19 protein-coding genes are annotated in these 20,135 nt (G+C 59.6%); 17 read left to right on the forward strand and 2 right to left on the reverse strand.

Annotation, left to right across the window (positions count from 1 at the left end):
* Positions 1-21: 21 nt before the first annotated feature.
* From AC07R0_RS08710 to ilvC, 3 genes are all read left to right on the forward strand, one after another.
* Positions 22-1,818: an acetolactate synthase 3 catalytic subunit gene (locus AC07R0_RS08710; RefSeq protein ID WP_495076225.1), complete on the forward strand. Its 1,797-nt coding sequence runs from the start codon at positions 22-24 to the stop codon at positions 1,816-1,818.
* A 154-nt stretch (positions 1,819-1,972) separates the two neighbouring features.
* Positions 1,973-2,464, forward strand: a complete 492-nt coding sequence (gene ilvN / locus AC07R0_RS08715; RefSeq protein ID WP_295960339.1) for an acetolactate synthase small subunit — start codon at positions 1,973-1,975, stop codon at positions 2,462-2,464.
* Between the two features lie 130 nt (positions 2,465-2,594).
* Positions 2,595-3,611, forward strand: a complete 1,017-nt coding sequence (ilvC, locus tag AC07R0_RS08720) for a ketol-acid reductoisomerase (protein WP_495076224.1) — start codon at positions 2,595-2,597, stop codon at positions 3,609-3,611.
* A 96-nt stretch (positions 3,612-3,707) separates the two neighbouring features.
* Here ilvC and AC07R0_RS08725 read toward each other — a convergent pair whose 3' ends face one another.
* On the reverse strand, positions 3,708-4,463 hold the full coding sequence (locus tag AC07R0_RS08725) for a PP2C family protein-serine/threonine phosphatase (protein ID WP_495076223.1): 756 nt from the start codon (positions 4,461-4,463) through the stop codon (positions 3,708-3,710).
* A gap of 130 nt (positions 4,464-4,593) precedes the next feature.
* Here AC07R0_RS08725 and AC07R0_RS08730 point away from each other — a divergent pair, with 130 nt between their 5' ends.
* Together AC07R0_RS08730 and yoaA are read left to right on the forward strand one after the other, a co-directional pair.
* Positions 4,594-4,797 (forward strand): YdcH family protein, encoded by a 204-nt coding sequence (locus tag AC07R0_RS08730; RefSeq protein ID WP_495076222.1) that lies wholly within the window; start codon positions 4,594-4,596, stop codon positions 4,795-4,797.
* The gene (yoaA, locus tag AC07R0_RS08735; RefSeq protein WP_495104667.1) at positions 4,797-6,806 is read left to right on the forward strand and encodes a DNA repair helicase YoaA; all 2,010 of its coding nucleotides are present in this window, start codon (positions 4,797-4,799) and stop codon (positions 6,804-6,806) included. Before AC07R0_RS08730 ends, yoaA begins: the two co-directional genes overlap by 1 nt.
* On the opposite strand, the gene AC07R0_RS08740 is transcribed toward yoaA, so the two are convergent.
* Positions 6,769-7,575, reverse strand: a complete 807-nt coding sequence (locus tag AC07R0_RS08740) for an outer membrane protein assembly factor BamD (RefSeq protein ID WP_495076220.1) — start codon at positions 7,573-7,575, stop codon at positions 6,769-6,771. The genes yoaA and AC07R0_RS08740 overlap by 38 nt on opposite strands.
* A gap of 86 nt (positions 7,576-7,661) precedes the next feature.
* Between AC07R0_RS08740 and AC07R0_RS08745 the strand changes: the two genes are divergently transcribed.
* The 12 genes from AC07R0_RS08745 (at position 7,662) to der (ending at position 20,132) form a co-directional block, all read left to right on the forward strand.
* Positions 7,662-8,603 (forward strand): RluA family pseudouridine synthase, encoded by a 942-nt coding sequence (locus tag AC07R0_RS08745; protein WP_495104668.1) that lies wholly within the window; start codon positions 7,662-7,664, stop codon positions 8,601-8,603.
* 135 nt (positions 8,604-8,738) lie between these two features.
* Complete coding sequence (gene scpB / locus AC07R0_RS08750; RefSeq protein WP_495096829.1) at positions 8,739-9,428, forward strand: SMC-Scp complex subunit ScpB; 690 nt, start codon at positions 8,739-8,741, stop codon at positions 9,426-9,428.
* Positions 9,421-10,761, forward strand: coding sequence for a pseudouridine synthase (locus AC07R0_RS08755; RefSeq protein ID WP_495104514.1), 1,341 nt, complete (start codon positions 9,421-9,423; stop codon positions 10,759-10,761). The genes scpB and AC07R0_RS08755 overlap by 8 nt, the downstream gene beginning before the upstream one ends.
* A gap of 128 nt (positions 10,762-10,889) precedes the next feature.
* Positions 10,890-11,315 (forward strand): nucleoside-diphosphate kinase, encoded by a 426-nt coding sequence (gene ndk, locus AC07R0_RS08760; RefSeq protein WP_490593745.1) that lies wholly within the window; start codon positions 10,890-10,892, stop codon positions 11,313-11,315.
* 76 nt (positions 11,316-11,391) lie between these two features.
* Positions 11,392-12,540 carry a dual-specificity RNA methyltransferase RlmN gene (rlmN, locus tag AC07R0_RS08765; protein WP_495104515.1) on the forward strand — a complete coding sequence of 383 codons (1,149 nt, stop codon included), beginning with the start codon at positions 11,392-11,394 and terminating at the stop codon, positions 12,538-12,540.
* Between the two features lie 57 nt (positions 12,541-12,597).
* Positions 12,598-13,377: a type IV pilus biogenesis/stability protein PilW gene (pilW, locus tag AC07R0_RS08770; RefSeq protein ID WP_495104516.1), complete on the forward strand. Its 780-nt coding sequence runs from the start codon at positions 12,598-12,600 to the stop codon at positions 13,375-13,377.
* Positions 13,370-14,278: a helix-turn-helix domain-containing protein gene (locus AC07R0_RS08775; RefSeq protein ID WP_495104517.1), complete on the forward strand. Its 909-nt coding sequence runs from the start codon at positions 13,370-13,372 to the stop codon at positions 14,276-14,278. Before pilW ends, AC07R0_RS08775 begins: the two co-directional genes overlap by 8 nt.
* The gene (ispG, locus tag AC07R0_RS08780) at positions 14,278-15,543 is read left to right on the forward strand and encodes a flavodoxin-dependent (E)-4-hydroxy-3-methylbut-2-enyl-diphosphate synthase (RefSeq protein ID WP_495104518.1); all 1,266 of its coding nucleotides are present in this window, start codon (positions 14,278-14,280) and stop codon (positions 15,541-15,543) included. Before AC07R0_RS08775 ends, ispG begins: the two co-directional genes overlap by 1 nt.
* A gap of 79 nt (positions 15,544-15,622) precedes the next feature.
* Positions 15,623-16,912 (forward strand): histidine--tRNA ligase, encoded by a 1,290-nt coding sequence (gene hisS, locus AC07R0_RS08785; RefSeq protein WP_495104519.1) that lies wholly within the window; start codon positions 15,623-15,625, stop codon positions 16,910-16,912.
* Positions 16,913-16,925: 13 nt separating this feature from the next.
* Positions 16,926-17,624: a YfgM family protein gene (locus AC07R0_RS08790; protein ID WP_495076212.1), complete on the forward strand. Its 699-nt coding sequence runs from the start codon at positions 16,926-16,928 to the stop codon at positions 17,622-17,624.
* Positions 17,624-18,760, forward strand: coding sequence for an outer membrane protein assembly factor BamB (gene bamB, locus AC07R0_RS08795; protein ID WP_495104520.1), 1,137 nt, complete (start codon positions 17,624-17,626; stop codon positions 18,758-18,760). The genes AC07R0_RS08790 and bamB overlap by 1 nt, the downstream gene beginning before the upstream one ends.
* Positions 18,761-18,791: 31 nt before the next feature.
* Positions 18,792-20,132: a ribosome biogenesis GTPase Der gene (der, locus tag AC07R0_RS08800; protein ID WP_495076210.1), complete on the forward strand. Its 1,341-nt coding sequence runs from the start codon at positions 18,792-18,794 to the stop codon at positions 20,130-20,132.
* The last annotated feature ends 3 nt before the right edge of the window (positions 20,133-20,135 follow it).

Here is a 20,135-nt window from a genome sequence, read left to right on the forward strand (position 1 = left end):
AGAAATTCACAAAGGTTCATCATGGAAATGTCAAAAGCCGAAATCACTTCGGCGGCCGCAGCGTCTAGCGCCGCACAAAATACCCCGCGTACTACCGCCCAAGAGCTCATGGGTGCAGAGGTTCTGGTGAAATGTCTCCAGGCCGAGAACGTTAAGCACATCTGGGGCTACCCCGGCGGCGCCGTTCTGTACATCTACGACGCGTTCTACAAACAAGACACTATCCAGCACGTGCTGGTGCGCCACGAGCAGGCTGCCGTGCATGCGGCTGACGGTTATGCGCGTGCCACCGGTGACGTCGGCGTAGCGCTGGTCACCTCCGGCCCAGGTCTGACAAATGCGGTCACAGGTATCGCCACTGCGTACATGGACAGCATTCCCATGGTGATCATCAGCGGCCAGGTGCCTACGCACGCCATCGGCCTGGATGCGTTCCAGGAATGCGACACCGTCGGCATCACCCGTCCCATCGTCAAGCACAACTTCCTGGTGAAGGATGTGCGCGATCTGGCGGAAACCATGAAGAAGGCCTTCCACATCGCCCGCACCGGCCGCCCCGGCCCGGTGGTGGTGGACATTCCGAAAGACGTGTCCTTCAAGAAGACGCCTTACCACGGCTACCCCGAAACCGTCGCCATGCGATCGTACAACCCGGTGCGCAAAGGCCACGGCGGCCAGATCCGCAAGGCCTTGCAGCTGCTGTTGGCGGCCAAGCGTCCGTATATCTATACCGGCGGCGGCGTGCTGCTGAGCAATGCCTCGCAAGAGCTGCGCACCCTGGTGGACATGCTGGGCTATCCCTGCACAAATACCTTGATGGGCCTGGGTGCCTACCCGGCCAGCGACAAGAAATTCCTGGGCATGCTGGGCATGCACGGCACTATCGAAGCCAATAACGCGATGCAGCATTGCGACGTGTTGCTGGCTGTTGGCGCCCGGTTTGACGATCGCGTGATCGGCAATACCAAGCATTTCGCCCAGAACGAACGCAAGATCATCCACATCGACATCGACCCGTCGAGCATCTCCAAGCGCGTCAAGGTCGATGTACCCATCGTCGGCGACGTGAAGGAAGTGCTGACCGAGCTGATCGCCATGATCAAGGAAGCCGGCACCAAGCCCGACGCCGATGCCTTGGGCAGCTGGTGGAGCACCATCGAAGGCTGGCGCAGCCGCAACTGTCTGAAGTACAGCATGGGCTCCAGCGATGTGATCAAGCCCCAGTACGTGGTCGAAACCCTGTGGAACATGACCAAGGACGCCGACACCTACATCACCTCCGATGTGGGCCAGCACCAGATGTGGGCTGCGCAGTACTACCGCTTTGACGAACCCCGTCGCTGGATCAATTCTGGCGGCCTGGGCACCATGGGCGTGGGCATTCCCTACGCCATGGGCGTCAAGCTGGCCAAGCCCGACAGCGAAGTGTTCTGCATCACCGGCGAAGGCTCGGTGCAGATGTGCATCCAGGAACTGTCGACCTGCCTGCAATACAACACGCCGATCAAGATCTGCTCGCTGAACAACCGCTACCTGGGCATGGTGCGCCAGTGGCAAGAGGTGGAATACGCCGGCCGCTACAGCAGCAGCTACATGGACGCACTGCCGAACTTCGTCAAGCTGGCCGAGGCCTATGGCCATGTCGGCATGTTGATCGAGCGCCCCGAAGATGTGGAGCCCGCACTGCGCGAAGCCCGCAAGCTAAAGGACCGCACGGTGTTCATGGACTTCCGTACCGACCCCACCGAAAACGTGTTTCCGATGGTGCAGGCCGGCAAGGGCATCACTGAGATGCTGTTGGGCAGCGAGGATCTGTAACCAGGTCTTCAAGCCAAATATGGCTCTGGCGCAGGTACTGCCTGCGCTGGCAGCTATCAATTCGATAGTATTAACTTTCTGACGAATCTATTGCCCGCCAAGCCCGCGCATTACCGTGCACGGGGGAGGGCGGCGAAAAGAGGAATCTAGTCTTATGAAACACATCATTGCTGTCTTGCTGGAAAACGAACCCGGTGCGCTGTCGCGCGTGGTCGGCCTGTTTTCCGCCCGTGGTTACAACATCGAGTCGCTGACGGTGGCTCCGACCGAAGACGCCACCTTGTCGCGCATGACCATCCAGACCTCCGGCTCGGACGACGTGATCGAACAGATCACCAAGCACCTGAACCGCCTGATTGAAGTGGTCAAGGTGGTCGATCTGACCGAAGGCGCGTATACCGAACGTGAGCTGATGATGGTCAAGGTGCGGGCTGTCGGCAAGGAGCGCGAAGAAATGAAGCGCATGGCCGATATCTTCCGTGGCCGCATCATCGATGTGACCGAGAAGAGCTACACCATTGAACTCACTGGTGACCAGGGTAAGAACGATGCTTTCCTGGAAGCGCTGGATAGCGGCGCGATTCTGGAAACCGTGCGTACTGGCGCCAGTGGCATCGGTCGCGGCGAGCGCATCCTGCGGGTTTAGTTTTGAGTCGTCCGTACGCGCGTTTCGACGGGCTCAACGCGAACGGACTATTTTTGGCGATTGCGGTAAACGTTCGCCCTGAGCCTGTCGATGGGCATTTCGCCAAACCTTTAATTTTTGAAAGCAGAACATGAAAGTTTTTTACGACAAAGACTGTGACCTCAGCCTGATCAAGGGCAAGACGGTCGCCATCATTGGTTACGGCAGCCAAGGCCATGCGCACGCGCAAAACCTGAACGACAGCGGCGTCAAGGTCGTGGTCGGTCTGCGCAAGGGCGGCGCTTCCTGGGATAAGGTTGGCAAGGCCGGCCTGAACGTGCTGGAAGTCAACGACGCGGTCAAGGCTGCTGACGTGGTCATGATCCTGTTGCCTGACGAAGACATCGCTTCCGTCTACAAGAACAACGTCGAACCCAACATCAAGCAAGGCGCTTCGCTGGCCTTCGCCCACGGCTTCAACGTGCATTACAACCAAGTCGTGCCCCGCGCTGACTTGGACGTGTGGATGGTCGCCCCCAAGGCCCCTGGTCACACCGTGCGCAACACCTACACCCAGGGTGGCGGCGTGCCCCACCTGGTGGCCGTGCACCAGGACAAGACCGGCAAGGCCCGTGATCTGGCCCTGTCGTACGCGATGGCCAATGGTGGCGGCAAGGCCGGCATCATCGAAACCAACTTCAAGGAAGAAACCGAGACCGATTTGTTCGGCGAACAAGCCGTGCTGTGCGGCGGCGCTGTCGAACTGATCAAGATGGGTTACGAGACCCTGGTTGAAGCCGGCTACGCTCCTGAAATGGCCTACTTTGAGTGCTTGCATGAATTGAAGCTGATCGTGGACCTGATCTACGAAGGCGGCATTTCCAACATGAACTACTCGATCTCGAACAACGCCGAATACGGCGAGTACGTGACTGGCCCCGAAGTGATCAACGCCGAATCTCGCGAAGCCATGCGCAACGCCCTGAAGCGCATCCAGACCGGCGAATACGCCAAGATGTTCATCCTGGAAGGCCGTACCGGCTACCCCAGCATGACCGCTCGTCGCCGTCTGACGGCCGAGCATTCGATTGAAAAGGTCGGTACCCAGTTGCGCGCCATGATGCCTTGGATTGCCAAGAACAAGCTGGTTGATCAAACCCGCAACTAATTTTCCTGCGTGCGGCTGCTACAGCGGCACGCGGTGAGAATGGCAAAGAGCCCGCCAACCTTCAGGTTGGCGGGCTCTTTGTGTATGGAGGCGCGCTTACAGTGTGGAGATGTGCACCAAAACCAGGGAAAGATTGTCACCCGTGCCTCGGGCGCGCTTGCGCGCTTGCTCTATCAGGATTGCGCTGGCCTCGCGCGGTGGCAGGCTGGACAAGATGCTGCCCAATTCATTGTCTGTAAAGTAGTGCCAAAGACCGTCGCTGCAGGCCAGTAGCGTATCGCCAGGTTGCAACTGCAGCTGCAGGTGCTCGTCTACAGGCGGGTCGGCCTCTGTGCCCAAGCAGCCCAGCAGGATGTTGGCGTTGGGGTGTGTATTGGCTTCTTCGGGTGTGATTTCGCCACGCTCCACCAGGTTTTGCACAAAGGAATGGTCTAGCGTGCGCTTGACGAGTTGTTCCTTGTGGAAGTGGTAAATGCGAGAGTCGCCGGTATGCGCCCAGTGGCACTGGCCTTGTGGGGTAATCAAAAACAAGGCGGCGGTGCTGTGTGGCTCTTCCTCAGCAGAAATAGCAGTCAGCTTGATGACCAGGTGGGCCTCCGCAATGATGTTTTTTAGTAGGTTGCGCGGGTCGTCGTTATAGGGATCAAAGCGTTCGAAGAGTTGGCGGGCGGTCATCATGACCTGGTCGGATGCCTTGCGACCACCGCTTCGGCCACCCATGCCATCGGCTACCGCAGCCAATACACAGCCGTGCACGCGGGCATGGCTGAGCAGTAGGAGCTGGTCTTGTTGGTATTCGCGATCGCCTTTGTGAAGGCCCGTCGAAGCGGTAATCCGAAAACCTGGGGACATATATGAAATGCTTCGTTCTATGGTTGGCGCAGGGAGCGGGTCCGCACATAATGTGTGGATAAACTTTACTTGTCCGTATTATCCAGCCAAGCTGGAATGCGTCTGGCTCTTCTTGTTCTAGATCGTCGCCTTGAATCCCAACCTCCACTCCCCTGAACGCCAACTGATCGAATTGCGCATGGAGCACGCCGATTTAGACGCCAGCATTGACCACTTGGTTGAGCATAAACCACTGGATGAATTGATGCTGCAAAGGCTGAAAAAGCGCCGCCTGGCCCTGCGGGACAAAATTGCTCGCTTGGAAATGTCACTTGATCCCAAAGAGCCAGCTTGATGGGCCTGGGTCAGCGGGTTCAAGAGGTCTTTGCGTCTGACGGGGGGCTGGCGCGCACCACCAGCAATTACAAGCTCCGTCTTGGCCAATTGGATATGGCTTTAAGTGTGGCCAAGACCATTGAGGAGGGCGGGGTATTGGTGGCCGAAGCCGGAACCGGCGTAGGCAAAACCTTTGCGTATCTGGTGCCGGCGTTGCTGAGCGGGGAGCGTATACTGCTGTCTACAGCAACCAAGAATTTGCAAGACCAATTGTTTGCACGTGACCTGCCATTCTTGGTCCGTGTTTTGGGGCTACCCTTGCACATTGCTTTGCTTAAAGGGCGTGGCAGCTATTTGTGCCTGCAGCGCCTGGAGCAGGCTCGTTTTGATTTCCATCCGGTGGACCGTTCTGAACTGCGGAACTTGGCCGATATTGAGCGCTGGTCCCTTGTGACCCGCAGCGGAGATATGGCTGAACTTGACGCTTTGGACGAGCATTCAGCCTTGCTGCCGAGGGTGACATCAACACGTGAGAATTGTCTAGGCTCCCAGTGTCCCAGGGTTCGCGATTGCCATGTCAATCTGGCCCGTCGAGAGGCGTTGGCGGCGGATGTGGTGGTGGTGAACCACCATGTTTTTTTTGCCGATCTTGCTGTGCGAGAGAGCGGGATAGCCGAATTGTTGCCTACTACGCGGGTAACAATTTTTGACGAAGCACATCAGCTGAACGAAACCGGAGTTCAGTTTTTGGGCACCCATTGCACAACCGGGCAGTTGCTGGATTTTGCCCGAGACCTGCTTGCCACAGGCTTGCAGCAGGCGCGGGGCCTGGTGGATTGGCAGCAAACGGTTTTTGCAGTGGAACGCGCCGCTCGTGAGCTGCGGCTGGTGGTGGGGAAGGCCGGCCCGAACACGCGCTTGCGCTGGACGGGCCTGGCGCCAGAAGGTTTGCAGGAGGATGTTTGGTGTGAGGCCATGGCGGACATGGTTGAAGCTTTGCAGCAAGCGGCGATGGCTTTGGATATGGTGAGTGAGCTGGCTCCTGACTTTGTGCGACTGCATGAGCGGGCTATGGCGCTGCGCGACGTGATTTTGCAGTTTTCGCGGGAAAACTCTTTACAGGGTGTGCGCTGGCTGGAGGTGGGCATGCATCTGCGCCTGACAGAGTCTCCTTTGGATATTGCGTCGGCTGTTAAAGCAAGACTTTTCGGGGCGGATGTTGCGGACACCGGAAAGTCCTGGATATTTACGTCAGCGACCTTGGGTGATGATGCGCAATTGAGCTGGTTTACCGAACGCTGTGGACTCCATGGTGCAAGCTGTTTTCGCGTGGCGAGTCCATTTGACTATGCTGAGCAGGCTGGCTTTTATGTTCCACGCCATTTGCCCAAACCTGGCGAGTCATTACACAGCGCCCAGGTGGCGCTCTTTGCGGCAGACGCCGCGCGCAGTTTGGGTGGGCGCACCATGGTTTTGACTACGTCTCTGCGTGCCTTGCAGGTGATAGGCGATGCGTTGCAGGTGGCGTTTGCCGGTGATCTGGTGCTAGAGGTGTTGGTGCAAGGGCATAAGCCTAAGCGCCGCTTGATCGAGCGCTTCCGCCAAGGGGCATCCAACGGCCAGCCAGGCTGTGTGTTGGTGGCTTCGGCATCATTTTGGGAGGGGGTTGATATTCCTGGCGACGCGCTACAGCTCGTCATCATCGATAAGCTACCGTTTCCGCCGCCCAACGATCCGGTGGTAGAGGCGCGAGCTCAGCGAATTGAATCAGAGGGGGGAAATCCCTTTATGGAATATTTCGTGCCAGAGGCCGCCATTGCATTGAAGCAGGGCGCCGGGCGTTTGATTCGCCACGAAACAGACCGAGGCTTGCTAGTGGTTTGTGATGTGCGTCTTGTCAGTATGGGCTATGGCAAGCGCCTGCGAGCTGTATTGCCGCCCATGCGGATCTTGAAAACGGAAGCCGAATTTCAGACGGCCTTACAGGCGCTTACCAAATCTTCCACCACGGAGAATCCTTGGCCTTGAAGCCTTGGCTCACGTATTCACTTTTGGGGTAGTTTTGCGCCAGTATGCGTTGCGTGTCATCGCGCAGCTGCGTCATGCCCAGAGCTTCGTATGACTTGACCATGATGTACAAGGCCTCTTCACGTGCAGGGGCATTCTGGTAGTCCACCAGGGCGGACTGGGCGCGGTTGATGGCTGCTACATAGGCTCCGCGGCTGTAGTAATAGCGCGCAACATGCACTTCATATTGGGCCAGCGAGTTGACGATATAGACCATGCGCTGCAGGGCGTCGGGTGTAAAGCGAGACTCGGGGAAGCGGGTGCTCAGTTCCTTGAATGACTCAAAGGATTCCTTGGCTGCTTTCTGGTCGCGTTCGGACAGATCTTGCCGGGTCACGAAGGAGAATAGTCCTAGGTCTTCGTTGAAATTGACGATGCCTTTGAGATATAGCGCATAGTCCAGTGCAGGGCTGGCGGGATGCAGCTTGAGGAATCGGTCCAGGGTGGCCAGGGCTTGCGCCTTGTCGCCTGATTTGTAGTATGCGTAAGCTTTTTCTAGCTGAGCCTGCTGTGCCAACGGCGTGCCTGCGGCGCGGCCTTCCAGCTTTTCAAACAAGCCAATGGCCTTGTCATAGGCGCCGGAGTTGAGCTCATCCTTGGCTTCGGAGTAAATCTTGTTGGGGCTCCATCCCACCGTTTTATCTTCGGTCACGGTGGAGCAGGCAGATAGGCCGAAAGCCAGAACGACGGCCAGCAGGCCAGGGAACACCGATAATCTAGAGCGCAACATCACTGGCCACTTTCTTGAAACTAAGCGATTTGATTATATCGACCGACCTTGCTGCTGACGGCTCGGCAGAAAACCTTCCGGATCCTCTGGAGGTGGAGTCAGAGCAGCGCGCATTACATATTGCCGAAGCTTTGCATGGGCAGAGGCTGGACCGCGCTTTGGTAGAGCTGGTGCCGGAGTTTTCGCGCAGTTATCTGCAGCAATTGATAGAGGCGGGGGCGGTGACTCTGAATGGCCGGCCTGCACTAAAGCCTGCGGCCAAAGTAAAGGCCGGGGATGCAGGTGTTATTGAGTTGCGCCCCACGCAGCAAAGCCAGGCTTTCAAGCCTGAGCCCATGCCGTTGGATGTGGTTTTTGAAGACGCTTTTTTGCGCGTAATCAATAAACCTGCTGGCTTGGTGGTGCATCCGGCTCCGGGAAACTGGAGCGGAACTTTACTCAACGGACTGTTGGCGCGCGATGTGCAAGCCCAGATGCTGCCGCGGGCGGGCATCGTTCATCGGCTGGATAAGGACACCAGTGGTTTGATGGTCGTGGCCAGAAGTCGGGTCACCATGGATGCATTGGTGGCCATGATCGCGTCCCGAGACGTGAGTCGCCAGTATCTGGCTTTGGCGCACAAGGCCTGGACTGGCCCCGCAAACCGTAGTTTGGACGCATCTATTGGGCGTGATCCGCGCAATCGCCTGCGCATGGCTGTGGTTGATTTGGCCTTGCATGCGGGTAAAACTGCCAGGACTGATGTGGCTCTGCTGGAGAATTGCGACCAAGGCTGCCTGGTTCGCTGCACCTTGCATACGGGCCGCACCCATCAGATTCGGGTGCATATGGCTGCTGCTGGGCACCCTCTGGTGGCGGATGCTGTGTATGGCGGCATCGCTGCTGCCGGAATGGCTCGCCAGGCATTGCATGCGACCCAGCTCGCATTCGTCCATCCGATGACGGGGGAGGCTTTGCGATTCCATGCGCCACTGCCGCAGGATATGCGCCTTGCCTTGGTTGACTGGGGTCTCAGTTACAATGGCTAAAAGCGTTTGATGCTCGGGCTTGGGTCCTGACGCTATCAGTTTTTTGACGACACCCCAGCGGGTCGCGTGTACCGTGAGTTCCGCGCTGTCGATTTTGCGTCCTTGAATGGCGTTTTCCCCGGAATAGTTACATACATGAATACGGCAGAGGCCAAGCGCGTCCTCGAGGCTGCACTGATTTGTTCGCAGCAACCTTTGCCTGTGCGCGATATGCGTGTCCTGTTTGACGATGCTCTTAGTGCAGACACTGTGAAGTCCCTGCTGCAGGATTTGCAAAGTGAATGGTCACAACGCAGCGTGGAGCTGGTCAATGTGGCGAGCGGCTGGCGTTTTCAAAGTCGCCCTGAGATGCGTGAGTACTTGGATCGTTTGCATCCCGAAAAACCGCCACGTTATTCGCGAGCGACATTGGAGACCTTGGCCATCATTGCCTATCGTCAGCCGGCTACCCGAGGGGACATGGAGGAGATCCGTGGTGTCACCATCAGTGCGATGATCATCAAGCAACTGGAAGACCGTGGCTGGATTGAGGTCATTGGTCACCGTGAGACGGTGGGGCGTCCCGCATTGTTTGCAACCACGCGCCAGTTTTTGGACGATTTGGGCCTAGCCTCCCTGGACCAGCTGCCTTTGGCGGATGACCCTGTGCAAAGTGCCGAGTTGCTGGCCTCTTTGACGCAAGCTGAAGACTTTGCGCAAGCGGCATTGCCGATTGATAACCCCGCTGTGGATGTTTCCCCAGCTTCGCTGGAGCCCTCCGAGCCTCCTTTTGCTCCCCTCACCGCCAGCGGTGATTCTCCGATAACAAGTTCGCCCCATGCATAACACTCCTGTTGACCCCGCGCCGCTTACGCCTCCTGCTACGGAAGATCTGCCCGTGGGTGCCGAAGCCAGCTCCCGGCCCGCGCCGGCACCGTCGGACGATGCTGAAAATCGCTTTCTGGATGTGGTGTCGGGTCAGTTTGATGCCGACGAAGAAAGTGCCGACATTCCACCGCTGAAACGCGTGCTGGCGCCTCTTGCGGAGAGCCCGAAGCTGCACAAGGTGTTGGCCCAGGCTGGTATGGGCTCACGCTTGGAGATGGAGCAACTGATTCTGGAGGGACGCATTTCGGTTAACAACGAACCTGCCCATATTGGTCAGCGCGTCCAATACGGGGATTCGGTCAAGGTTAATGGCAAACCGGTGCGTTTTCGCATTGAACCGCCTCCGGCTCGGGTGATTGCGTACCACAAGCCTGTAGGCGAGGTGGTGACCAATGACGACCCGCAAAATCGTCCTACCGTGTTCCGTAAGCTGCCCAAATTGTTCCAGGGTAAGTGGCAGTCAGTGGGGCGGCTGGACCTGAATACCGAAGGTCTGTTGCTATTCACCAGTTCGGGCGAGCTGGCAAACCAGTTGATGCACCCACGTTTTGGGCTGGAGCGCGAATACGCGGTGCGCGTGCTGGGTGCCTTGAGCAAGGAAGAAAAGCAGCGCCTGCTCGATGGCGTCAAGCTGGATGACGGTATGGCTTCGTTTGGCAGCATCGAAGATGGTGGTGGTGAAGGTTCCAATTGCTGGTACCGTGTGACCATTTCCGAAGGCCGTAACCGTGAGGTTCGCCGCATGCTGGAAGCCGTGGGCCATGCGGTCAGCCGGTTGATTCGCATTCGCTACGGTGCCATGTTGTTGCCCCGCGGCCTCAAGCGCGGCGGTTGGATGGAGCTCGACGATCGCGATATCCAGGCCTTGGTGCATGCGGCCAACAAGGCTCCCGCGAGTGAGTTCGATGAGGTGCCGCGCCAGGCCCGTGCCCCTAGCCGCCGCCCGCCCAATCCTGCCGATGCCCGTAGTGCCCCGAACCGCACACGGGGTGGTCGCAACACGGGTGGACGAGGCCCCCGTCCATCGGGTGTCAACCCACCTGTAGGCCCGAATCCATTGGTGACCAACCAGATTGGCGGCAAAGGCCGTGGTCAAGGTCGTAAGGATATGGCGGACCGGACTCCTAGTGGTGGTCAGCCAGATCCGATGAAGACCGCTTTTGGCTACATCGGTGCCGATAGTTTTACCCGGCAGCGCAAAGATCCGAACCAGGGTGGGCCACGACGCAGTGGGGGCTCTGGTGGCAGCGGTAACGGCGGGCCACGCCGCAGTGGTGGCCGTAACCGCTAATTGTGGATGAGAGCAAGGCAATTGCTCGCACCACTACAACCTATTCATAAAGTGGGCATGCCGGCGGGTTAAACTCGCAGGCTTTGCTTTGTTGGCAAAATTTCAAAAAACCTAAGTTCAGGAAAATCATGGCTATCGAACGTACCCTCTCCATCATCAAGCCCGACGCAGTCGCCAAGAACGTGATCGGTCAAATCTATGCACGCTTTGAAGCAGCTGGCCTCAAGGTTGTGGCAGCCCGCATGGCGCACCTGTCGCGCGGCGAAGCCGAAGCGTTCTACGCTGTGCATAAAGCCCGTCCTTTCTTCAAGGATCTGGTGGACTTCATGATTTCCGGTCCTGTGATGATCCAGGCCCTGGAAGGTGAAAACGCCATTCTGAAGAACCGTGACCTGATGGGTGCAACGGACCCCAAGAAGGCTGATGCCGGCACCATCCGTGCTGACTTCGCTGACAGCATCGACGCCAATGCCGTGCATGGTTCTGACGCTGCTGAAACCGCCAAGGAAGAAATCGCCTTCTTCTTTGCTGGCCTGAACGTTTACTCCCGCTAACTATGTGCACCCTCATGCTTCGCTGCCTCTGCAAGAGGGCATCGCTGGTGGGGGTGAGCCCTGAGCGGCGCCTGAAATGACGACCAATCTGCTCGAGTTTGATCTCGACGGCTTGGCCGCATTTTGTGAACGGCTCGGGGAAAAGCGTTTTCGCGCGACACAGTTGTTCCGCTGGATACACCAGCGTGGAGCCACGGAATTTGACCAGATGAGTGATCTGGCCAAGTCTCTGCGCGGTAAATTGGCCGGCAGCGCGCATGTGCAGGGCTTGCCGGTCATCAGTCAGCATGCATCCACGGATGGCACCATCAAATGGTTGTTTGACGTGGGCGAGGGCAATGCCGTTGAGGCGGTGTTTATCCCTGAGAGCGACCGCGGCACGCTGTGCATTTCATCCCAGGCCGGTTGCGCTGTAGGCTGTCGATTTTGTTCCACCGGGCACCAGGGCTTCAGTCGCAATCTGACCACCGGTGAAATTGTGGCCCAGCTATGGTTTGCTGAGCACTTCTTGCGTAAACACCTCAAAACCGAAGATCGCGTCATCTCCAACGTCGTCATGATGGGGATGGGCGAGCCTTTACAGAATTACAACGCCTTGGTGCCAGCTCTGCGGGTGATGCTGGACGACCATGGTTATGGTTTGTCGCGCCGCCGGGTGACGGTTTCTACTTCTGGCGTGGTGCCCATGATCGACCGCCTGGCGCAGGATTGCCCTGTAGCCCTGGCGGTGTCGTTGCATGCGCCGAACAATCCCCTGCGTGACAACCTGGTTCCATTGAACCGTAAGTACCCCTTGGCCGAGCTGATGGAGTCGTGCAACCGCTATTTGGAGCGTGCCCCACGGGACTTCATCACCTTTGAATACTGCATGCTGGATGGCGTCAATGACCAACCCGAGCATGCCCAGGAGCTGATCGCACTGGTGCAGCAATACCGCCGCCCCGGCGTGTGGTGTAAGTTCAATCTGATTCCCTTCAACCCCTTCCCAGCGTCGGGCCTGTTGCGTTCGCCCCTGGCCCGCGTGGCGGCATTTGGCAAACTCTTGAGTGACGCCGGTATCGTGACAACGGTGCGTAAGACCCGGGGTGACGATATCGATGCGGCCTGTGGTCAGCTGGCCGGTGACGTCAAGGACCGCACCCAGGTGGTGAAACGCATGGCCCAGCAGCGTATGGTGATGATGGCGCAGGTGCCGCCAGTGGTTGAATCGTCCAAAGGGGTCTGAGGAATGCAAAAAAAACTGCGGGGTAACAGCCTATTGGGGCTGTTGGCTGGATGTGCCATGGTGCTGTGGCTGGCCGGGTGCGGCGCGCCTGGGCATGTGACGCCTGCGGTCGCCGCCAATCCAGGCACCCAGACTGACATCGTGACGGCGTCAGATGAACCAGAGGCTCGCAAGCATGCACGTACCCGCCTGCAATTGGCGATCGGCTATTTCGAGCAAGGCCAAACTACGGTGGCACTGGACGAGCTGAAGCAGGCCCTGGTGATTGACCCCTCGTTCTCTGATGCTTTCAATCTGCGCGGCCTGATTTACATGCGCTTGAACGATTTGCGTCTGGCGGAAGACAGTTTCCGCCGGGCTCTTGCCTTGAACCCGCGTGAGCCCAACACCATGCACAACTATGGCTGGTTGATGTGTCAGCAAGGCCGATACGCGGAATCCGTGCAGATGTTCGAACAGGCCTTGGCCAACCCCATCTATAGTGCGCGCGCCAAAACACTGATGACGGAAGGTCTTTGCCAGCAGCGCGCCAATTTGTTGCCCGAGGCGGAACGCAGTTTGTCACGCTCTTATGAGCTCGATCCCGGCAACCCCATCACCGGCTACAACCTGGCGACTTTGTTGTACCAACGTGGCGAATGGACACGTGCCCAGTTCTATATCCGCAGAATCAATAATTCCGAGCTTGCGAATTCCGAGTCCTTGTGGCTTGGCATCAAGGTGGAGCGCCGCATGGAGAACCGTGAGGCAATGATGCAGTTGGTGGATCAGCTGCGAAAGCGTTATGCACAATCCCGCGAGCTGGCGGCGTATGAGAGAGGGGCATTTGATGAATGAGTCAGTGGTGCCTGCGGCACCCGTTGCGGTGGAGTCTGAAACCCTGTCCCAGGGTGAACCTTCGGCTGTGCGGGCCGGGCAGCTCTTGCGGCAGGGACGTGAGGCTGTGGGCCTGCATGTGGCAGCCTTGGCGGTGTCGCTCAAGGTGCCGGTGGGTAAGCTGGAGGCCCTGGAGGCCGGCCGCTTGGATGCCTTGCCTGACGTCATGTTTGCGCGAGCCTTGGCCGCCAGCGTATGTCGTAGTCTCAAGATCGACGCTGCACCGGTGCTGGCCCATTTTCCCCAGGGAGCTGCCTCGCGCCTGGGCGCGGCAGACTCGGCGATCAATGCGCCTTTCAGGCAGCCGCATGCGGGGCCACGTTTCGGCCTGAAAGGGCAAATGCCCAGCCCTTCCGTCGTGGCCGTTGCGCTGTTGTTGATTGCGGCTTTGGCTGTCTTCTTGTGGCCGAAAAGCAAGGAAGAGGCGTCGGAGGTGTCCCAAGGTGTGGATACTTCTACGGTTGTTGCTACGCAGGCTCCTGTTTCAGAACCCACGGTTGAGCCTGCGCCGGCGGCTTCTGCTGTGCTGCCAACTCCGGTCGCGGTGGCGCCTGTTGCCGCGCCTGTGACCTCGGCGCCCGCTGTGGCTGCTGCTGCCAGTGCTCCGCTCACTGCTGCCAGCGCACCCTCCATCATGGTCATGACGGCTACGGGGGAATCCTGGGTGAAGGTCACCGATGCCAAGGGCGTAGTGGCTTTTAGCCGTACGCTGAATGCGGGCGAGGTCGTCCAGCCATCAGGTACCCCGCCGTTCAATATGGTGGTGGGGCGTGTGGATGCCGTGCAATTACAAGTACGTGGCCAGGCTTTTGACATGACGCCTTTTGCCAAAGACCATGTTGCCCGATTCGAGGTGAAGTAATGGACTTCCTGACGCCTGTAGAGGCTGCCGCGCCGCGCGCGCGCAATAGCTACCAAGCCCATGTGCGCTGGGGCTCCCGAGATGTCACGGTGGGCGGCAATGCCCCCGTGCGCATCCAGTCCATGACGAATACCGACACGGTGGACGCCATCGGCACCGCCATTCAGGTGAAAGAGCTGGCCCTGGCCGGCTCGGAGATGGTGCGCATCACCGTGAACACGCCCGAAGCCGCCCAGGCCGTGCCCTATATCCGCGAACAGCTGGACCGCATGGGCATTGACGTGCCGCTGGTCGGCGACTTCCATTACAACGGCCACCGCCTGCTGACCGAGTTCCCGGCCTGCGCCGAGGCCCTGTCCAAATACCGCATCAACCCTGGCAACGTGGGCAAGGGCGACAAGCGCGATCGCCAGTTTGGCCAGATGATCGAAGCCGCGATGCGCTGGAATAAGGCTGTGCGCATCGGCGTCAACTGGGGCAGCCTGGACCAGGAGCTGCTGGCCGGCCTGATGGACGAAAACAGCCGCCGCGCTGTGCCTTGGGACGCCAAACCGGTGATGTACCAGGCGCTGATCACCTCGGCCGTGGAATCCGCCAAGCTGGCCGAATCCATGGGCTTGGCGCCTGAGCAAATCATTCTGTCGTGCAAGGTCAGCGGCGTGCAGGACCTGATTTCGGTGTACCGGGCACTGTCGCAGCGCTGCCGCTACGCGCTGCACCTGGGCTTGACCGAAGCCGGCATGGGCACCAAGGGCACAGTGGCTTCCAGCGCCGCCCTGGCCGTGTTGCTGCAAGAAGGCATTGGCGACACCATCCGCGTCTCGCTGACGCCGCAGCCCGGCGAAGCCCGTACCCAAGAAGTCGTGGTCGCGTCGGAAATCTTGCAAGCCCTGGGCTTGCGCAGCTTTGTGCCCAGCGTCACGGCCTGCCCCGGCTGCGGTCGCACCACCAGCACGACATTCCAGGAACTGACCAAGCAGATCGACGACTTCCTGCGCGCGCAGATGCCGGTCTGGCGCAAGCAGTACCCAGGCGTCGAGGCCATGAAAGTGGCCGTGATGGGGTGCATCGTCAACGGCCCGGGCGAGAGCAAGCATGCCGACATCGGCATCAGCTTGCCCGGCACCGGCGAGGCGCCGGCCGCGCCGGTGTATATCGACGGTGAAAAAAGCGTCACCCTGCGCGGCGACAACATCGCCCAGGAATTCCAGGTCATCGTCGAAAACTACATCGCCAAGCGCTTCGGTGCGCCTGCGATTGCGTAGCCAGATTTAGGCATCAAATCGGCCTCTGGCGCATATTTAGTATGCGCTAGTAGCTATCAAAATAATAGTAATTGGATTTATGGCTGACAAACTCACTGCCGTCAAAGGCATGAACGACATACTGCCGCCCGACTCCGCGCGCTGGGAGTGGCTGGAGGACAAGGTCCGCACGTTGATGGCGCGCTCGGCCTACCGCATGATCCGCACGCCTATCGTCGAGCCCACCGCCTTGTTTGTGCGCGGCACGGGTGAAACTACAGACATCGTCGAGAAGGAGATGTACTCCTTCGAAGACCGGCTGAACGGCGAGCAGCTGACCCTGCGCCCCGAAAACACGCCCGGCGTGGTGCGCGCGGCCATCCAGCACAACCTGACCTATGACGGCGGTAAGCGTCTGTACTACATGGGTCCCATGTTCCGCCACGAGCGGCCCCAGCGCGGCCGCTACCGCCAGTTCTACCAGCTGGGCGTGGAGGCCCTGGGTTTCTCTGGCCCTGAGGTCGACGCCGAGATCATGCTGCTGGCCAGCGAGCTGTTTGCCAACCTGGGCCTGCGCAATGTGCGCGTCGAGCTGAACAGTCTGGGCGTGCCGGCCGAGCGCCAGGCGCACCGCGCCGCGCTGATCGCCTATTTCGAACAGCACCGCGACTTGCTGGACACCGATGCCCAGCGCCGTTTGCTGACCAATCCGCTGCGCATTCTGGATACCAAGAACCCAGCCATGCAGGCCATGGTGCAGGACGCGCCGCAGCTGCTCAGCTACCTGGGCGAGGCCTCGCTCAAGCATCTGGATACAGTGCAGACCCTGCTGACCAGCTGTGGCGTGCAGTGGACCGTGAATCCGCGCCTGGTGCGTGGCCTGGACTACTACAGCCACACGGTGTTCGAATTCATCACCGACGAGCTGGGCGCCCAGGGCACCTTGTGCGGCGGTGGCCGCTATGACGGCCTGTTCGAGCTGTTGGGCGGCAAGCCCACGCCGGCCGTCGGCTGGGGCATGGGCATTGAGCGCGTGCTGGAGTTGATCAAGGAGCAGGGCGCCGAGTTGCCTGCGCAAGCGGCCGACGTTTATGCGGTCGTGCCTGATATCGCCGCCTTGCCGGTCACCATGCAAACCCTGCAAACTTTGCGCCGCGCCGGTGTGCAGGTGCAAATGCACGCCGGAGCCGGCGAGGGCATGGGCAGCATGAAGTCGCAGCTGAAGAAGGCCGACGGCAGCGGAGCCCGGTTTGCCCTGATTTTTGGAGCCGACGAGCTGGCGCAAAACCTGGTGACGGTCAAATCCCTGCGCGACGGCAGCGGAGTGCAAACCACCCAGTCCCTGGCCGATGTGGCCACCTGGGCACCGACCCTACAATCGAACGCTTGACTCTTAGAACCTTATGGCAAACCACCTCGACCTTGAAGAACAAGAACAGCTTGACGAGCTCAAAGCTTTCTGGAACCGTTTTGGCAATTTGATCACCTGGTCCTTGATTGTGGTGCTGGCCGCATTCGCCGGCTGGAACGGCTACCAATACTGGCAGCGCAGCCAGGCAGCTCAGGCGGCCGCCCTGTACGACGAGGTGGACCGCGCATCCAAAGCCGGTGACGTGGCTATGGTGGAGCGCGCTTTTTCCGACATGAAGGACAAGTTCGGCCGTACGGCATTCGCCCAGCAGGCCGGCCTGCTGGCTGCCAAGAGCCTGTATGAAAAGAGCAAGCCAGATGAAGCCAAGGCGGCCCTGACCTGGGTGGCCGAGCAGTCTTCTGACGAGGGCTACCAGGCCATCGCCCATTTGCGTCTGGCCAGCGTGCTGCTGGAAGCCAAGAGCTACGACGATGCTTTGAAGCAGTTGTCGGGCAGCTTCCCCAAGGATTTTGAACCACTGGTCGCCGACCGCAGGGGCGATATCTACCTGGTGCAAGACAAGAAGACTGACGCCATCGCCCAGTACCAGATCGCCTACAAAGGCCTGGACGAACAAGACCAGTACCGCCGTCTGGTAGAGGTCAAGCTCAACAGTCTGGGCGTGGACCCGCGTCCTGCAGTCCCCGTGGTCACGCCTGCAGGCCCTGTCTCTGTGGAAGTCAAAAAATAATGAAAAATATGCCTTTTGCGCAGATATTTCGTGCGCCGGTAGCTATTGTTTTGGTAGCGGTGCTGGCTGCCTGCTCCAGCACCCCCGAAAAACCCAAGCCCGTAGATTTGCCCGCCAACGTGGCCTTGCTGGGCGTTCGTACTGCCTGGAACGTAAGACTGGGTGAGGCGGGGTTCCCAATGTCCGTCAACGTCTCGGGTGGGACGGTGACCCTGGCGGGTGCCGATGGCGCGGTGTCGGCGCTGGACGCGAAAAGCGGCCAATCGCTGTGGCGTGTGGCTGTAGGCGGACCCTTGTCTGCCGGCGTGGGCAGCGACGGCACATTGACGGCCGTGGTCACGCGTGACAACCAGGTAGTCGGCCTGCAGGCCGGTCGCGTGCTGTGGCGCCAGCGCCTGGCAGCCCAGACTCTGACCGCGCCGCTGGTGGCCGGCGGGCGTGTGTTCGTGTTGGCTGCTGACCGTTCCGTCAATGCCTTTGATGGCGCCACGGGCCGCAAATTGTGGAACCAGCAACGCACCGGCGAGGCCTTGGTGCTGAGCCAGTCCGGCGTGCTGATGGCTGTGGGCGATACCTTGGTCGCCGGCATGTCTGGTCGCCTGGTGGGCATGAACCCGAACAATGGCAGTACCCGTTGGGAGGCACCGATCGCTTCGCCGCGCGGCACCAATGATGTTGAGCGGTTGGTGGACTTGGTGGGTGGTGTCAGCCGGATTGGCGGTGTGGTGTGTGCACGGGCCTTCCAGGCTGCGGTGGGCTGTGTGGATGCGTCGCGCGGCAGCTTGCTGTGGACCAAGCCAGATGTGGGCTCCATTGGTGTGCATGGCGATGACCGTTTTGTCTATGGCTCCGAAGACGATGGCAACATCGTGGCCTGGCGCCGTACCGATGGTGAGCGCGCCTGGGTTTCCGAGCGTTTGCGTTACCGCAACCTGTCGGCGCCGCTGGCAGTGGGCCGCTCGCTGGTGGTGGGCGATGGCGCGGGTCTGGTACATTTCGTCTCCCGCGAAGACGGTTCTCTCTTGAACCGCTTGCCCACCGATGGCTCGCCCATCGTGACTCCCCCCGTATTGGCGGGCAACACCGTTGTCGTTGTGACCCGCAGCGGCGGTGTTTTTGGCTTTCAGCCTGAATAACTAATTTGCGTCAGCCGATCTGCGCCATACCATGAAACCAGTCTTGGCCTTAGTCGGTCGCCCCAATGTGGGCAAATCTACACTCTTCAATCGCCTCACCAAGTCGCGTGATGCGATCGTGGCGGACTTCGCCGGTCTGACCCGCGACCGCCACTACGGCAACGGCCGTCAGGGCAAGCACGAATACATCGTGATTGATACCGGCGGCTTCGAGCCGGATGCCGAAAGCGGTATCTACAAGGAAATGGCCAAACAGACGCGCCAGGCGGTTGCCGAGGCCGATGTGGTGATCTTCGTGGTGGATGCCCGCGGCGGCCTGTCTGCCCAGGACCACGATATTGCCAAGTACCTGCGTCGCCTGGGCAAGCCCTGCATACTGACGGCCAACAAAGCCGAAGGCATGAAGGAAGGCCACCAGTTGGTGGATTTCTATGAACTGGGTCTGGGCGAGGTGTACCCCGTCTCGGCAGCGCACGGGCAGGGCATTCGCGGCCTTGTCGATCTGGCGCTGGCTCCCTTGAATCTGCCCGATCCGGATGAAGAGGTCGAGGCCGAAGACATCGGCGTGACCAAGCTGGCCGTGGCGGGCCGCCCGAATGTGGGCAAATCCACGCTGATCAATACCTGGCTGGGCGAAGAGCGACTGGTGGCATTTGATATGCCCGGTACGACCCGGGATGCCATCAGTGTGCCCTTCGAGCGCAACGGCCACAAGTTCGAGTTGATCGACACCGCCGGCCTGCGCCGCAAGGGCAAGGTTTTTGAAGCCATCGAGAAGTTTTCGGTGGTGAAGACCTTGCAGGCGATCGAGACCTGCCATGTGGTGCTGCTGCTGATTGACGCGACCCAGGGTGTGACCGACCAGGATGCCCATATCGCTGGCTACATCCTGGAAAGCGGGCGCTCGGTGGTGCTGGCAATCAACAAATGGGACGCTGTGGACGCCTACCAGCGGCAACTGGTGCAGCGCTCGATCGAGACCCGACTGGCGTTTTTGAAGTTTGCGTCCATGCATTTCATCTCGGCGACCAAACGCCAGGGGCTGGGGCCGTTGTGGGCCTCGATCCTGCAGGCGCACCAGGCCGCCATGTGCAAGATGTCCACGCCGGTGCTCACGCGTCTGCTGCTGGAGGCTACGGCCTTCCAGAGCCCGCAGCGTGCCGGTATGTTCCGTCCCAAGCTGCGCTATGCCCACCAGGGCGGCATGAACCCACCGGTCATCATCATCCACGGCAATTCGCTGGAGCATGTGACCGACGCGTACAAGCGCTTTCTGGAGGGTCGTTTCCGCAAGGCCTTCAATCTCACCGGTACGCCATTGCGTATCCAGATGAAGTCAGCAGCCAATCCTTACGCCGATAAAGACGACTGAACG

The sequence above is a fragment of the Rhodoferax sp. GW821-FHT07F03 genome, from assembly GCF_059418745.1.

Coding starts and splice junctions, on each gene's coding strand:
- AC07R0_RS08710 (WP_495076225.1), top strand. CDS start 22: ATGGAAATGTCAAAAGCCGAAATCACTTCGGCGGCCGCAGCGTCTAGC.
- ilvN (WP_295960339.1), top strand. CDS start 1,973: ATGAAACACATCATTGCTGTCTTGCTGGAAAACGAACCCGGTGCGCTG.
- ilvC (WP_495076224.1), top strand. CDS start 2,595: ATGAAAGTTTTTTACGACAAAGACTGTGACCTCAGCCTGATCAAGGGC.
- AC07R0_RS08725 (WP_495076223.1), bottom strand. CDS start 4,463: ATGTCCCCAGGTTTTCGGATTACCGCTTCGACGGGCCTTCACAAAGGC.
- yoaA (WP_495104667.1), top strand. CDS start 4,797: ATGGGCCTGGGTCAGCGGGTTCAAGAGGTCTTTGCGTCTGACGGGGGG.
- AC07R0_RS08740 (WP_495076220.1), bottom strand. CDS start 7,575: ATGTTGCGCTCTAGATTATCGGTGTTCCCTGGCCTGCTGGCCGTCGTT.
- scpB (WP_495096829.1), top strand. CDS start 8,739: ATGAATACGGCAGAGGCCAAGCGCGTCCTCGAGGCTGCACTGATTTGT.
- AC07R0_RS08755 (WP_495104514.1), top strand. CDS start 9,421: ATGCATAACACTCCTGTTGACCCCGCGCCGCTTACGCCTCCTGCTACG.
- ndk (WP_490593745.1), top strand. CDS start 10,890: ATGGCTATCGAACGTACCCTCTCCATCATCAAGCCCGACGCAGTCGCC.
- rlmN (WP_495104515.1), top strand. CDS start 11,392: ATGACGACCAATCTGCTCGAGTTTGATCTCGACGGCTTGGCCGCATTT.
- pilW (WP_495104516.1), top strand. CDS start 12,598: ATGGTGCTGTGGCTGGCCGGGTGCGGCGCGCCTGGGCATGTGACGCCT.
- AC07R0_RS08775 (WP_495104517.1), top strand. CDS start 13,370: ATGAATGAGTCAGTGGTGCCTGCGGCACCCGTTGCGGTGGAGTCTGAA.
- ispG (WP_495104518.1), top strand. CDS start 14,278: ATGGACTTCCTGACGCCTGTAGAGGCTGCCGCGCCGCGCGCGCGCAAT.
- hisS (WP_495104519.1), top strand. CDS start 15,623: ATGGCTGACAAACTCACTGCCGTCAAAGGCATGAACGACATACTGCCG.
- AC07R0_RS08790 (WP_495076212.1), top strand. CDS start 16,926: ATGGCAAACCACCTCGACCTTGAAGAACAAGAACAGCTTGACGAGCTC.
- bamB (WP_495104520.1), top strand. CDS start 17,624: ATGAAAAATATGCCTTTTGCGCAGATATTTCGTGCGCCGGTAGCTATT.
- der (WP_495076210.1), top strand. CDS start 18,792: ATGAAACCAGTCTTGGCCTTAGTCGGTCGCCCCAATGTGGGCAAATCT.